Here is a 14,572-nt window from a genome sequence, read left to right as displayed (position 1 = left end):
ACATCTTATGGTATGATGGTAATATGAATGACCATATGGATTCTTTACAAGGAGGAAATTATGAGTGTAAGAAGAGTATACGTGGAGAAGAAACCAGCCTACGCCGTGAAAGCCAGGGAATTAAAAGAGGAGATCAAAAGCTATCTCGGGATATTGAACGTAGAAAATGTGCGGGTGCTGATCCGTTATGATATGGAAAATTTATCTGATGATATCTACGGTTTGGCTCTTACAACCATTTTTTCCGAGCCTCCGGTGGATGAATATTATCTGGAGACATTTCCGGTAAATCAAGAGGATGTGGTTTTTTCCGTAGAATACCTGCCGGGGCAGTTTGACCAGAGGGCGGATTCCGCAGAGCAGTGTATCAAGCTGTTAAAGGAAGACGAAGAGCCGGTGATCAAGTCTGCTGTGACCTATGTGATTACAGGCGCATTTACGGAAAACCAGATTTCAGAAATCAAAACTTTCTGCATCAATCCGGTGGATTCCAGAGAAGCGGATGAGACGAAGCCGGAGACGCTTGTTACGGTTTTTGAAACGCCTGACGACGTAATTGTGTTTGACGGATTTAAGGATTTTAATGAGACGGAATTAAAGGATTTATATGGTTCCTTGAATCTGGCCATGACATTCCAGGACTTTCTTCATATCCAGAATTATTATAAAGAGGAAGAGCACAGAGATCCAACCATGACAGAGATCCGGGTGTTGGATACTTACTGGTCAGACCACTGCCGCCACACCACCTTCCAGACAGAATTAAAGGAGGTGACGTTTACCGATGGGGACTACAGAAAGCCCATCGAGGAGACGTATCACCAGTACCTTGCAGACAGGGAAGAGGTCTTAAAGGGAAAGAGCGGAAGATATGTCTGTCTGATGGACCTGGCTCTTATGGCCATGAAAAAACTCCGCATGGAAGGAAAGCTGGAAGATCTGGAGGTGTCTGATGAAATCAATGCCTGCAGTATCGTGGTTCCTGTCTTAAATGATGGGGTAGAAGAGGAATGGCTGGTGAACTTTAAGAATGAAACCCACAACCATCCCACGGAAATCGAACCTTTCGGAGGAGCAGCTACCTGTCTGGGCGGAGCCATCCGCGATCCTCTTTCCGGGCGCACCTATGTCTATCAGGCCATGCGTGTAACAGGAGCCGCAGATCCAAGAAGACCCTTAAGTGAGACTCTCAAAGGAAAGCTTCCTCAGAGAAAGATCGTGACCGGAGCGGCAAAGGGATACAGCTCCTACGGAAACCAGATCGGCCTTGCGACCGGATATGTAAAAGAGATCTATCACCCGGATTACGTAGCAAAAAGAATGGAAATCGGAGCTGTCATGGGAGCAGCCAAAAGAGCAAATGTCATTCGTGAGACATCTGATCCGGGAGATATTATTATCCTTCTCGGCGGACGGACAGGCCGTGACGGCTGCGGAGGAGCTACAGGGTCATCAAAGGTCCATACCGAGGCTTCTATTGAGACCTGCGGGGCAGAGGTTCAGAAAGGAAATGCACCTACGGAACGGAAGATCCAGCGGCTGTTCCGAAGAGAAGAAGTAAGTAAGATCATTAAAAAGTGCAACGATTTTGGGGCAGGCGGCGTGTCCGTTGCCATCGGTGAACTGGCGGACGGCCTAAAGATTGATTTAGACAAGGTTCCCAAAAAGTATGCAGGGCTTGACGGTACGGAAATCGCCATTTCCGAATCCCAGGAACGTATGGCAGTGGTGATCGATCCAAAGGATGGGGACAAGTTTCTTGCTTTTGCAGCAGAAGAGAATTTAGAGGCAGTTATCGTAGCTGTAGTAACGGAAGAAAAACGTCTTGTCATGAACTGGAGAGGAAAGACCATTGTTGATATCAGCCGTGCCTTTCTTGATACCAACGGTGCCCACCAGGAGGCTTCTGTCATTTTAGAGGTTCCGGGCAGAGAAGGGAATGCTTTTGAGAAGAAAGAGATTACAGATGTGAAAAAGGCATGGTCAGACGTGCTTTCTGATTTGAATGTCTGTTCTCAGAAAGGCCTTGTGGAGATGTTTGACGGTTCCATCGGAGCCGGCAGCGTATTCATGCCTTATGGCGGAAAATATCAGCTGACAGAGACCCAGTCCATGGTTGCAAAGCTTCCCATACTGCAGGGAAGAACAGATACCGTTACTATGATGAGTTATGGATTTGATCCATATCTTTCCAGCTGGAGCCCTTACCATGGGGCTATTTATGCGGTGCTGTCTTCCGTTGCCAAGATTGCGGCAGCAGGCGGGGACTTTAAAAAGATCCGTTTTACCTTCCAGGAATATTTCCGCCGGATGACAGAGGATGGGACGCGCTGGGGTCAGCCTTTTGCAGCACTTCTCGGTGCCTATCATGCGCAGATGGGATTTGGTCTTCCTTCCATCGGAGGAAAGGACAGCATGTCCGGAACTTTTCAGGATATTGATGTGCCGCCTACCCTTGTTTCTTTTGCTGTGGATATTGCAAGCCAGAATCATATAATTTCACCGGAGTTTAAAAAGGCCGGGAACAAGATCGTTCTGTTCCAGATTCAAAGGGATGCTTATGATCTGCCGGTATACAGCCAGATCATGGAAGGATATGAAGCTGTATTTGCAGATATCTGTGCAGGGCGGGTTGTTTCCGCATACGCAGTGGAAGGACATGGAATCTGTGAGGCGGTCAGCAAGATGGCCTTTGGCAACAAGCTGGGCATGAAGATCGAAGCCCATGTAGAACCGGAAGACTTTTTTGCTGCCGGTTGGGGCAATCTTGTTTGTGAAGTTCCGGCGGAAATGGTTTCAGAGCTTGGCTTTTCCCATACAGTTCTGGGGGAAGTAACGGATCAGGGAGTGTTTGCCTATGGAGATGTGGCAATTCCTGTGGAAGAGGCACTGAAAGCATGGCTGGAACCTCTTGATGACGTATTCCCTACACAATCAGGTGCAGAGATTACTCCGGTCCGTGAAGAACTTTACCATGCCAGAGATATCTATGTATGCAAGAACAAAGTGGCGAAGCCCAATGTATTTATCCCTGTTTTTCCGGGAACCAACTGCGAATACGACAGCGCAAAGGCATTTGTACGTGCAGGTGCCAATGTGACCACCAGGGTCTTTAAGAACTTAAGTGCAGACGATATCCGGGAATCCGTAAAGCTTTACCGCAGGGATATAGAAAAAGCCCAGATCGTCATGTTCCCCGGCGGGTTTTCCGCTGGTGATGAACCCGATGGATCAGCCAAGTTCTTTGCAGCAGTTTTCAGAAACGAATTTATCAAGGAAGAGATCAGCAGGCTGTTAAATGAAAGAGACGGCCTGATGCTTGGAATCTGCAATGGCTTCCAGGCACTGATTAAGCTGGGACTGGTTCCGGAAGGAACCATTGTGGAGCAGAGAGAGGATTCTCCGACTCTGGCTATGAATACCATTGGACGCCATATCTCCAAGATGGTCTACACAAAGGTTGTGACTAATAAATCTCCATGGCTTACCGGTGCGGAATTAGGCAGTGTGTACTGCAATCCTGCTTCTCATGGAGAAGGCCGTTTTGTAGCCAATGGAGAGTGGCTTGATAAGCTGTTTAAAAATGGCCAGGTAGCGACTCAGTATGTGGATGACAAAGGCTGTCCCACCATGGATGAGTTCTGGAATCCCAATGGTTCATATATGGCGATTGAAGGTATCACAAGCCCTGACGGCCGCGTCCTTGGTAAGATGGCTCATTCCGAGCGAAGAGGAGAAGGGGTTGCCATCAATATCTATGGGGAACAGGATATGAAGATCTTTGAATCAGGCGTAAATTACTTCAGATAATTAAAAAGCAATGCCCTGCATGTTCTTTTGTGCAGGGGGTTGCTTTTATATTGCCGTTATGGTTTTGATTTTTACATTTTTCATGGACTTGTTTGAAAATCAGTACTTGACAATAGGGAAAATTAAGCCTATGATGGTTCATCGGTGATGTTAATTCACAGAAAAATGGCTATACTTATTTTAAACAGGAATTATACCAGAGAGGGATTTATTTATGTATTCAAAGAGAAAGCTTAAACATATATTGTTGGGCAATGCTTTAAAAAGCAATGATTTGGAAGGAGAAAAGCTGGGACCGTTTTGGGGCGTGCCGATTATGGCAAGCGATGCGGTATCTTCTGTGGCGTATGCCATTGAAGAAATGCTTCTTGTACTGGTGCCGATTCTTGGATTGTCAGCGGTTAATTATCTTGGTTTTGTTACCTCACCGATCATTTTACTGTTTCTGGTGCTTGCGTTTTCTTATTCACAGATTATTTCCTGCTATCCAAATGGAGGCGGCGCTTATGTGGTATCTGCGGAGAACATTGGAAAGACGGCATCGCTGGTGGCTGCTTCGGCTTTGATGATTGGATATATCATGACGGTGGCAGTAAGTTTATCGGCAGCGACTGCGGCCCTTGTATCCGCATTTCCCGGATTCAGCCATTACCGTCTCATATTTGCACTGTTATTTCTCTGTATTATTACTCTGTTGAATTTAAGAGGAATGAGAGAGTCCTCAAAGCTTTTTGGAATACCGACTTATGCATTTATTCTTATTATGCTGGCACTGATTGTTACCGGATTTGTCAAACTTTTTACAGGGAATCTGCCGCCGGTACATGATCCGGAGGCCATAAAGCCGGTGACCGGAGGTTTGGGAACGGTTTCCCTGTTTCTTCTGCTTCGGGCATTTTCTTCCGGATGTTCCGCACTTACCGGTGTGGAAGTGGTCAGCAATGCCGTACCGAGCTTTCGGGAACCGTCCCAGCGTAATGCAAAAAATGTGCTTTTTATTCTGGTAGGGATCATTATTGTTATTTTCGGCGGGTCTGTAATTTTGGTTACATCTCTGCACATCATACCGTTAGAAGGAAAAACTGTCATTTCCCAAATGGGATCAGCCATATTCGGTCAGGGAATCATGTTTTATGTGCTCCAGTTTGCAACCTCATTGATCCTTTTGCTGGCAGCCAATACGGCTTATAACGGCCTTCCCACCCTGCTTGCGATTCTCGCAGACGACGGATATGTGCCCCGTCAGTTTATGCACCGCGGAACAAGACTTAGTTTCTCCAATGGTATATTATTCATCTTTTTCCTTGCAGCTTTGCTGCTCATCGTTTTTCGTGCGGAAACCCATTATCTGATTCCTCTTTATGCGATCGGAGTGTTCTTATCTTTTACACTGTCCCAGACCGGTATGGTGCTTCGGTGGATTCGGGTAAAAGGAAAGGGATACCGGTATAAAATGCTGATCAATGGATTGGGGGCGTTAATGACCGGAACAGGAACTGTCATTGTATTTGTGACAAGATTTCCCCAGGGGTCCTGGATGCTGGCAATCGTTATCCCGATTATCGTATGTGTCATGTACCGGATCAAAAGGCACTATGAGTTTGTTGGCCGCCAGTTAAAGGTCAATGATTTTATGGCTCATTATCATAAGAGCGTCAGTCAGGACACCAACCTCTGTGTCGTATTAGTAGGAGGAATCAACCGTTCGGTGCTCAAAGCGCTGAATTACGCCAATTTAATTACCTCCAATGTGGTTGCGCTTCATATCTCCACTGATGAGGAACAAAGTGAACGGCTTCAAAAACGATGGGTGGAGACTGGAATTGATGTTCCTTTGGAGGTTGTCATGTCTCCTTACCGGGAGCTGATTGAGCCGGTGGAAGATTACATCAGCAAAAAAGAAGAGAATCTGAAACCAGGGGATATGATTACCATTGTAATGTCCCGGTTCATGGAGGAAAGTTTATTTGCCAATATCTTGCACAACCAGACGACATATTTTATTATGCAGAAGCTGAGAAGGCACAGAAATGTGGCGACCGTCCTAGTTCCGTATATTTACAGTTCGGCATTCCTGCCTGCATCTGAAAATGAAGCCGGCAGCAAAGCAAAGGAAAAATAATATCAGGTTCTTCTCCTCCGGAGAATTGGTGATCAAATAATTTCCACATAATTCCCAAGCATCAGTTTGCATTTCTTTTTCAGTTGGGAGATATGGTTTGAAAAGTCGCTGATTCTCCGGTAGGTATTTGTTCTGTTTGATATCCCGGCAATGGAAAGGCTTGCAATAGGAAAGTTTTCCGTAACACCATGTCTGTTTTTTGATACGATATAGCCGCTTGTTACATCCTGTTCATGGTAGAGGGAGAGAACGCCTGCAGCGAACTTGTCCAACACCTTATTGCAGTAATTTTCGCCTTCGTGGTAATCACAGATCACAATAAAGTCATCACCGCCGATATGTCCGATAAATTCATTATTGTCTGCACAATCCCGCAGGATATCTGCCACAAGAGCCAGCATTTTGTCTCCGTTATTAAAGCCGTAGGCGTCATTATAGGCTTTAAAATTGTCGATGTCGTAGTATGTGATGCAATAGGGATCATCTCCCACGATGCGGCTTAATATTTCTTTTTCAATCAGTAAATTTCCTGGTAAGCCTGTCAGGGGATTGGAATGCATGGCGCGGTCTATTTCTACTTGTGTACACGCATTTAACAGGTCTTTGATGGTTACAACACCTAAATATTTGTTGTCTTTTTCCACTACGATAGGATTATAAAGCTGATCAAGTGTCCTCTGCATTGCAAGTCTTGAAACCTGATCCACCGTCATGTTATAATTTACTCTCATAAAATCCGATTTTATCAGATCTTTAATGGCTTTTCTTGAATAGAGGCTATGTCCGTATCTTCCTCCGAACATTTCGTAAATGTCGGCCCGCACCATAAAGCCTTCCGCAATCTCATTTTTAATAATCGCAAATTCTGTTATAGCCGGGTTATGTCTCAGTGTTTCATAGATGCTGCCCGCCTTTTCTTCGGGAGAAAAGGTGTATCCGGGCCTTGCAAGGTGCCCGATGATGGGATAAACCGAGCTTTTGGCATTTTCATAGTATTGCCTGGTATGGTATTTTTTAATGAGTTCTACCTTGTCAGGAGCTATTTTTTCCAGGATTTCCTGAGGGAGGCCCAGAAAATATCCCTGTCCATAATCCACCTTCAGCCTTATTAATGTTTTTAATTCCTCATCGGTTTCAATTCCTTCGGCAATCAATTGTATGCCTGCACTTTTCCCGAAACTGACCATTGTTTTGCACAGAAGCTGTTTGATTTCATCTTTGTCAATGTCCCGCACCAGGTTCATATCCAGCTTTATAAGATTCGGCTTGACGCTGGCAATGATATTCAGGCCCGAATATCCTGCCCCAAAGTCATCGATTGCTATTCCATAACTTTGACTTTTGTAATGGTTGATGGAGCCTGAAAATGCATTGCTGTCCAGTATGGCAACCCGTTCGGTGATTTCAAATATGATTTTGCTGGCATCAAGGCCATAGGTTTCCAGGCGTTTTTTGGTGAATCCCTTTTTAAAGGCTTCATCATGAATAATATTGGAATTCACATTGAGGAACAAATTCTTATCTAAACCCTGAGCAGATGCATGTTCCAGTGCTTTTGTCCGGCACAGAGCTTCTAACTCCCATGACTTATTCACCCGGTCCGCAAGTCTGAACATTTGCTCTATATTCATTTGCAATTCTTCTTTGGATATGCGGCTGAGGGCCTCATATCCATAAATCGTACCGTCTGTTAATGATACAATCGGCTGATAGACCGGCTTAATACATTCTCCTTTTAAAATCTGATCAAGAATACATGTACTGGTTTGATCTAACTTATCTTTCGTCTCTGTTGGGGCGCTCATGATTTTACCTCTGTTAATTTATTTTTCAGTGATAGTCTATCAATATTAAGAGCGGAATACAAGCAGGCTGTTGTAAGGCTGATGTAAAAAGTTATGTCCCGGCAGCTCAATGAAATAAAAGGCGCTGGAAAGAATTTCCGTGCAGAAATGTCAAGTATAAAATGCTGGAGGTCGATTATGGCCTCCAGCATTCCGGAATGGTTTTTATGAGAGTATTTTACGGGCAATCACAGCAAGTCGTCCGTTGACAGTAGAATATTCACAGGTGGAGAGTATGAGCAGCTTGTCACTGAAACGGGCTGTCTTCCCAGTCGGATAAAGAGCAAGCTGTTTGATCTCCTCCATATAGGAATCGAAGCCTTCCGGGGTCTGTAAGTTATCAAGCTGATAGTATCGGAAGTCATTATCCGTTTTTTCATACACTTTGGAAAGAATAACAGCAATGATTTCATAATCCTCTTTTTCGTATAGTGTGTGAAAACGAATCTGTGGATGATCCTTATAAAAACTTTCTTTTTTGTAATTCATTAATTCTCCGAATATTAACCCTGTTTTCATGTTATGTCCGTGGATCATAAGTGCCTTTGAGTCTCTGATATCGCATTTGCTGTCTAAAAAAGGAAGACCATGAATGCTGGGCTCTTTTTGAAAATCATGTTCCAGGTAATAATCGGATCCGTCGGGGTCCTGCATAACTGGATAATTCACGCCGGTATTGTCAATGGACAGCCAGCCGATGAAATCAGAGTTTTGTTCGTAAAGGTATCTGAATTCTGACTGTATGGGGGCATTGGTGGGATTCTTATTTTCCTCTGAAACGTCAGCCTCCGTCTCAGCCAAATCAGGAGAAAGCTTTGTTCTGGTCTGAATTAACTGTTCTAAGTTTCTGATTTCATCTTTGGTATGGAAAATGTCATTAAGGTAATACAAAAGTCCGGCCAGGGAATAACAAAATATCAGAACCACAAAGAGAATGGGAAGAGAACCCCGCTTCATTGCTCGTTGTTTCGGCGGAAAAGTAAAACAGGCAGCAATAGGAGAGAGAGAAAGGCGCTAGTCCCATACCGCAAAATGTCTAAGCCTCCTGTCTTGGGCATGGAATCCAGTTTGTTGCTGCTTATCATATTTGCTTCAGGTACAGGAGTATTTTCGCTTATAGAAACGTACTGTTCCTCCAAATCGATGGAATCTTCCTCGCTGGTCTGGGGCTTTGTCGGGGTTGGGCCGCCCTTCTTTTTACTGCTGCTGGAGGAACTTCCACTGCTGCCTTTTTGAGGTGTTTCATTTTCGTTGCCATTTGGGGTTACGTTGCCGTTATCATTGCCGTTTACGTTGCCGTTTACGTTGCCGTTCTCGTTGCCGTTATCATTGCCGCTTACGTTGCCGTTCTCATTGCCATTACCGTTTTCGTTATTATTACCGTTAGACTCAGTTTCCTTATCTTCATTCCAGGCGGCCCACAACGTTATGTTATGAGAAACTGTATCAGTGTCAAAATTCCAGAAAACAGGGTTATTATTTTCATCTAAATAGCTGTACCAGCCAAGAAAACGGTAGCCCTTTCGTTTGGGAGTATTTGGTTTTGAAGTGATAAAACCGCCGACAGGTACCGTGGTTTTAAAGAAGTCTTCGTAGCCGGTAATGCCGTCATTCGGATCAAAAGTGGCCAGACAGGCTTCCTCCCAAAAGGCCCAGAGGGTGGTGTTTTCTACGACTGTGTCAGTATTGAAGTTCCAGAAAACCGGTTTTCCCGTACTGTCTAGATAACTGTACCATCCTTTAAAAATATAACCCTCCCGTTTGGGCGTGTCTGGTTTTGCTGTGACCAGGCTGCCGGCAGGTACCATTACTTTATAGAAATCGTTATAGGCGGTGACGCCGTCGTCTGGATCGAATGCAACCAGGCAGGCTTTTTCCCAACAGGCCCAAAGGGTCGTATTTTCCTCTATGATGTCAGTGTTAAAATCCCATAAGACAGGGTTATTATTTTCATCTAAATAACTGTACCATCCTTTAAAAATATAACCCTCCCGTTTGGGTGTGTCTGGCTTTGCTGTGACCAAGCTGCCGGCAGGTACCATTACTTTATAGAAATCGTTATAGGCGGTGACACCGTCGTCCGGATTGAATGCAACCAGGCAGGCTTTTTCCCAACAGGCCCAAAGGGTCGTATTTTCCTCTATGATGTCAGTGTTAAAATTCCATAAGACAGGTTTATAATTTTCATCTAAATAGCCATACCATCCTTTAAAAATATAACCGTCCCGTTTTGGAGTATCTGGTTTCGTGGAAATCAGACTTCCTTCAGAGACTTTTATTTTAAAGAAGTCTTCGTAAGAAGTCACACCGTCATCTGGATGAAAGACAACAGTAAATGTGTGTAAAGATTCCTGAACCAGGTTTTTATTAACCGCTTCACTGGAAGTAGCTAAAGAAAGTTCTGAGTGATTTGATACATTCTCTGTGGCGTAAACACTGAAATATGTATTAAATGAGAAAAATACCAAAATCAGAAAAGCAGGAATTATCTTCCTCTTTTTTTCCATTTTAATTACCTCATATTCATATTTTTTAATCAACATAGTTCGCATATTTTTTTGCTTTTTAGTGAATGAATCAGGTTATGCTCTACCGATTCAAAAAAATGATGTACCGGACAAAAATGCCCCTCATTGCCATACATACTGCAAAATCCGTGCTTCTCCAAACAACGGTTTATATAGATGCTGCCTTCTAATAATTCAATAATATCGTAAAGCGAAAGTTCTGATACGTGTTCGGCTAAGCGATAACCTCCTCCAGGGCCTTGTACGGATTCTATAAGTCCTGCGTGTCTTAAACTAACGGCCACTTTGTTAAAATAATGATAAGAAATTTTAATATGTTCTGCAATATCTTTAGCAGAACATAATGGGACCTTGGTTTTTGCAAGGTAAATGAGGACCCGAATCCCATAGTCAGTAGTAATTTTAAAGCGCATAGAAACCATCCTTTCTATAGTATGTATTCTAAAATATCAATGAGTTGTCTGGTGTATATGTTTTGGCTTAATAAGTATAAAGGTATGATATATGACTCCTCCTTTCTGGTATTGCTGCATCTATATTATCCTTTACAGGTTAAGTATAGTAACAGGAAGATTATTATGTTGTTTCTTGTAACGAATGAGCAATCTCATGTAATGAATTTTGCCTTTTATGGTTTTATCAGAGCTAACTAAGTTGGATTCAAATAATCAGTTACAGTATTTGCAATGCTCTTATCCATTGTTGTATGCAAATAAAATACAGGGCACAGCCGAAGCAATGCCCTGTTATACTTTTTTATTCTATTGTAATGTTTTTACTTGAAATCAATTAAGTGCGATCATTCCGGGGCGGATATGGACGGATTTAAAAACTTCGGTTTGACATCGGTGTCAGGGATAAAATGGTAAAATATTTAGTTTATGGGCCACATTGATTAAACGTTATGATTGCATTTGAGATTATGGAAAATGGACGGTGTTTAACATTACATCGTATAATGCCAGCTTATAATTGACTTTCTCCAAGTGTTTAAGAGTTTGTGATAATTGCTCCTGCACCTTGGCCCTGTGCTCCACCATCATCTGTTTGCGTTCTGGAATCGTGCAGTCTCCCTGCTTAAATAGCTCTACGTATCGTTTTATCTCAGAAAGCGGCATTCCTGTTTCGCGTAAAGCCGTTATGAATTCGATTCACTCAAGATTTTGCTCATCATACACCCGATTTCCGCTATCGTTTCGACTAACAAAAGGCAGTACGCCCTCTTTTTCATAAAAGCGCAAAGTATATTCGGAAATACCGGTTTTTTCTGAAAATTGCTTTATAGACAAAAGCATTGGTTATGCCTCCTATATTCTTAGAGTAACTATAAGTGAATAGTAGCATATCATTGTGCTGATAGCAAGTTATAATGCAATAAATGAATAGAATTTTAAAATAATTAGTAAATACAAGGGATTAATCGCAATAAATATCGAAAATTTTTTGTTTCAAATACTGCTTGACTTAGAGTTTAGTATAAGATTTATACTGGTTATACAAAACGCAAGGAGGTTATTTCATGTTTAATTTTGATTTTTACAATCCGACCCGAATTTTGTTCGGTAAGGACAGGCTGGAGAGTATTAATAAGTTTGTTTCTGACGAAGCCAATGTTTTAATAACGTATGGAGGTTCAAGCGCAAAAAGGAGCGGCCTTATCGATAAGGTAAAAACTGTGCTTGGAAACAGGAAGATACATGAATTTGGCGGTATAGAGTCAAATCCCCATTTTGAAACCCTGGTAAAAGCAGTCGAAGTTGTACGCAATGAGCACATTGATTTTATAATTGCCATTGGCGGTGGTTCTGTCATTGATGGGACAAAATTTATAACACTTGCTTCATCTTATGACGGTGATTTACACGACCTGCTGAAATATGGCTTTACTCCCATCCCGTTAGATACTATAGGAAAATCGGTTCCATTTGGCACAGTGCTTACTTTGCCCGCTACCGGTTCAGAAATGAATAACGGTGCGGTGATCAGTTATGCGCAAGGCAAATACTCCGTCTTCAGCGAGTTAGCTTTTCCGGTATTTTCAATCTTAGATCCAACCCTGACTTACACACTTCCCAAAACTCAGGTTGCTAATGGTGTAATCGATGCATTCGTGCATACGATAGAGCAGTATCTTACTTATCCTGTGGATGGAAGGGTGCAGGACCGTATATCGGAGGGGATTCTGCAGACTCTGATTGAAATTGGCGAAACTGCAGTTTTGGAATCGGATAATTACGATGTGAGGGCAAATCTGATGTGGAGTGCTACACTGGCACTGAATGGACTAATATGTGCAGGTGTGCCGCAGGATTGGGCCGCTCATATGATTGGTCATGAACTGACTGCCTTATATAATATTGATCATGGACAATCACTGGCGATTATTTTACCGGCATTGCTCGATATACGCCGTGAGCAAAAGCGTGCGAAGCTCCTGCAATATGCGGAACGTGTTTGGCATATTGGGAAAGGTAGTGAAGATGAAAAGATCGACTTGGCGATCTGTAGGACCAAAGCGTTTTTTGAAAGCCTCGGTGTAAAAACCAATTTATCCGGCTATGGCATCGGAGCGGATAAAATACCGGTTATTATCAAACAGTTAGAAGCGCATGGAATGACCACACTTTCCGAAACACGGGATATTACATTAGAAATAAGCCAAAAAATTCTTGAAAGAGCGTTGTAGTTTTTTTCTAAGATTGCCATATGACTACCATTGATTCGTGGGAAAGCTGCTCATTGGCTTTCGATATTATTCAATCCTTTGTAACGTTCATAACAAATTTCTGATGCATGAATGGGATAATCTTAAATACTTGTCAGATCATCATATTACTATGGGGGGGCACAGATGGTTGGCTGATACAATCTGCATTTCTATGTATATGCTAAAAAATCGACAAATAATGTAACAAAATAATGTAAGAGTCAAACCGTTCAGATATAAAATTATGTGTTTTCTTTGGAGCGGTTTGCGGTCTGAGATTATTTTTGTCCGAAGTTTGAGGTAAGCTGCCAGTTTCATGGCAGCTTACCTCTTTTAGAGTAAATGTTAAGTTATTTCCCAATATTGTTATATTCTCTTGAGTTAAAAAGGTTATAGTTTTTGTTTACAGTAACTATGGTCAAAATAAGAAGTTTATATTTTGAATTACTGTTTATCTGTACTGTAATCAATTCAAATCAGGTTACCCGCAGAACAACTATGCCTGCTGTCTGCCCCGGTTGTGGAGAAGAAAATGATGCATCCGGCTCCGCAGACATTAGAAGGCTTAACTGGTCTCCAGCCGCTAAATCTAATATATTGGAGAAAGAGAAAGTATTAAGTTCGAGCAAATTGAATTCCAGCGATTGCGTCGTATTTGCCTGTATTGTGTTGTTGACAGCAAGTGAAAGAGTCACTGATGCCGTAGATGCTGTAGGTATTGATCTTCCTGCCATGGTAATAAGTACCAGATAGGTACCCGCTTCATTAATAGTTATAGTATTTGGTGTGATATAACTAACGTTGCTGGACGCCTCTGATTGCAAATCAAGAGGTACGGTAATTGGCGTTGCAGTAAGCTCCAATGAGCCAAAACTGGTAATATAATACCCACCGTATGCGCTGGCAAGACCGCCGGTAGGGCCAGTAGGTCCGGTGTCACCAGTAGGTCCGGTAGGCCCGGTGTCGCCAGTAGGGCCGGTGTCACCGGTAGGTCCAGTATCACCGGTAGGTCCAGTATCACCGGTAGGCCCAGTAGGTCCGGTGTCGCCAGTAGGCCCGGTATCGCCAGTAGGTCCGGTGTCACCAGTAGGGCCAGTAGGGCCAGTGTCACCAGTAGGGCCAGTGTCACCGGTAGGTCCAGTATCACCGGTAGGTCCAGTATCACCGGTAGGCCCAGTAGGTCCGGTGTCGCCAGTAGGGCCAGTAGGCCCGGTATTGCCAGTAGGTCCGGTGTCACCAGTATTGCCAGTAGGCCCTGTATCACCAGTAGGTCCGGTGTCACCGGTAGGTCCAGTATCGCCGGTAGGCCCAGTAGGTCCGGTGTCACCGGTAGGTCCGGTGTCGCCAGTAGGGCCAGTGTCGCCAGTAGGACCGGTATCGCCAATAGGACCGGTATCACCAGTAGGTCCGGTGTCGCCGGTAGGGCCAGTGTCGCCAGTAGGTCCGGTGTCGCCAGTAGGTCCAGTAGGTCCAGTATCGCCAATAGGTCCGGTATCACCAGTAGGTCCGGTGTCGCCAGTAGGCCCGGTGTCGCCGGTAGGCCCAGTAGGTCCGGTATCGC

General features: G+C 43.7%; 10 protein-coding genes. 3 read left to right on the top strand and 7 right to left on the bottom strand.

Annotated features, from left to right (window positions below; translation table 11 throughout):
- Window positions 1-60: 60 nt before the first annotated feature.
- Entirely contained in the window at window positions 61-3,810 is a 3,750-nt protein-coding gene (locus ACLTWA_RS04870) for a phosphoribosylformylglycinamidine synthase (protein ID WP_412326440.1), read from the top strand.
- Between the two features lie 214 nt (window positions 3,811-4,024).
- On the top strand, window positions 4,025-5,932 hold the full coding sequence (locus ACLTWA_RS04865) for an APC family permease (RefSeq protein WP_412326439.1): 1,908 nt from the start codon (window positions 4,025-4,027) through the stop codon (window positions 5,930-5,932).
- Between the two features lie 32 nt (window positions 5,933-5,964).
- On the opposite strand, the gene ACLTWA_RS04860 is transcribed toward ACLTWA_RS04865, so the two are convergent.
- The 6 genes from ACLTWA_RS04860 to ACLTWA_RS04835 form a co-directional block, all read right to left on the bottom strand.
- On the bottom strand, window positions 5,965-7,737 hold the full coding sequence (locus ACLTWA_RS04860) for a GGDEF domain-containing protein (protein ID WP_412326438.1): 1,773 nt from the start codon (window positions 7,735-7,737) through the stop codon (window positions 5,965-5,967).
- Between the two features lie 204 nt (window positions 7,738-7,941).
- Window positions 7,942-8,733: a class B sortase gene (locus ACLTWA_RS04855; protein WP_412326437.1), complete on the bottom strand. Its 792-nt coding sequence runs from the start codon at window positions 8,731-8,733 to the stop codon at window positions 7,942-7,944.
- Entirely contained in the window at window positions 8,730-10,283 is a 1,554-nt protein-coding gene (locus ACLTWA_RS04850) for an InlB B-repeat-containing protein (protein WP_412326436.1), read from the bottom strand. The genes ACLTWA_RS04855 and ACLTWA_RS04850 overlap by 4 nt, the downstream gene beginning before the upstream one ends.
- A gap of 29 nt (window positions 10,284-10,312) precedes the next feature.
- Window positions 10,313-10,717 carry an RrF2 family transcriptional regulator gene (locus tag ACLTWA_RS04845; protein WP_412326435.1) on the bottom strand — a complete coding sequence of 135 codons (405 nt, stop codon included), beginning with the start codon at window positions 10,715-10,717 and terminating at the stop codon, window positions 10,313-10,315.
- A gap of 507 nt (window positions 10,718-11,224) precedes the next feature.
- On the bottom strand, window positions 11,225-11,446 hold the full coding sequence (locus tag ACLTWA_RS04840) for a MerR family DNA-binding protein (RefSeq protein WP_412327180.1): 222 nt from the start codon (window positions 11,444-11,446) through the stop codon (window positions 11,225-11,227).
- A gap of 9 nt (window positions 11,447-11,455) precedes the next feature.
- Window positions 11,456-11,599, bottom strand: coding sequence for a MerR family DNA-binding transcriptional regulator (locus ACLTWA_RS04835; RefSeq protein WP_412326434.1), 144 nt, complete (start codon window positions 11,597-11,599; stop codon window positions 11,456-11,458).
- Between the two features lie 224 nt (window positions 11,600-11,823).
- Here ACLTWA_RS04835 and ACLTWA_RS04830 point away from each other — a divergent pair, with 224 nt between their 5' ends.
- Complete coding sequence (locus ACLTWA_RS04830) at window positions 11,824-12,990, top strand: iron-containing alcohol dehydrogenase (RefSeq protein WP_412326433.1); 1,167 nt, start codon at window positions 11,824-11,826, stop codon at window positions 12,988-12,990.
- 793 nt (window positions 12,991-13,783) lie between these two features.
- Here the strand turns inward: ACLTWA_RS04830 and ACLTWA_RS04825 are convergent.
- The coding region (locus ACLTWA_RS04825) for a hypothetical protein (RefSeq protein ID WP_412326432.1) at window positions 13,784-14,572 on the bottom strand (789 nt) is incomplete at its 5' end.

This window comes from Lacrimispora sp., from assembly GCF_046972725.1.
GTDB lineage: Bacteria > Bacillota > Clostridia > Lachnospirales > Lachnospiraceae > Lacrimispora.
The sequence above is the reverse complement of the archived record's forward strand: the minus strand, read 5'-3'. Positions and strand labels throughout refer to the sequence as shown.

Bases quoted from the DNA above. Each gene is read 5' to 3' on its own strand.
- ACLTWA_RS04830 (WP_412326433.1), top strand. From the start codon at position 11,824: ATGTTTAATTTTGATTTTTACAATCCGACCCGAATTTTGTTCGGTAAG.
- ACLTWA_RS04870 (WP_412326440.1), top strand. From the start codon at position 61: ATGAGTGTAAGAAGAGTATACGTGGAGAAGAAACCAGCCTACGCCGTG.
- ACLTWA_RS04850 (WP_412326436.1), bottom strand. From the start codon at position 10,283: ATGGAAAAAAAGAGGAAGATAATTCCTGCTTTTCTGATTTTGGTATTT.
- ACLTWA_RS04845 (WP_412326435.1), bottom strand. From the start codon at position 10,717: ATGCGCTTTAAAATTACTACTGACTATGGGATTCGGGTCCTCATTTAC.
- ACLTWA_RS04855 (WP_412326437.1), bottom strand. From the start codon at position 8,733: ATGAAGCGGGGTTCTCTTCCCATTCTCTTTGTGGTTCTGATATTTTGT.
- ACLTWA_RS04835 (WP_412326434.1), bottom strand. From the start codon at position 11,599: ATGCTTTTGTCTATAAAGCAATTTTCAGAAAAAACCGGTATTTCCGAA.
- ACLTWA_RS04860 (WP_412326438.1), bottom strand. From the start codon at position 7,737: ATGAGCGCCCCAACAGAGACGAAAGATAAGTTAGATCAAACCAGTACA.
- ACLTWA_RS04865 (WP_412326439.1), top strand. From the start codon at position 4,025: ATGTATTCAAAGAGAAAGCTTAAACATATATTGTTGGGCAATGCTTTA.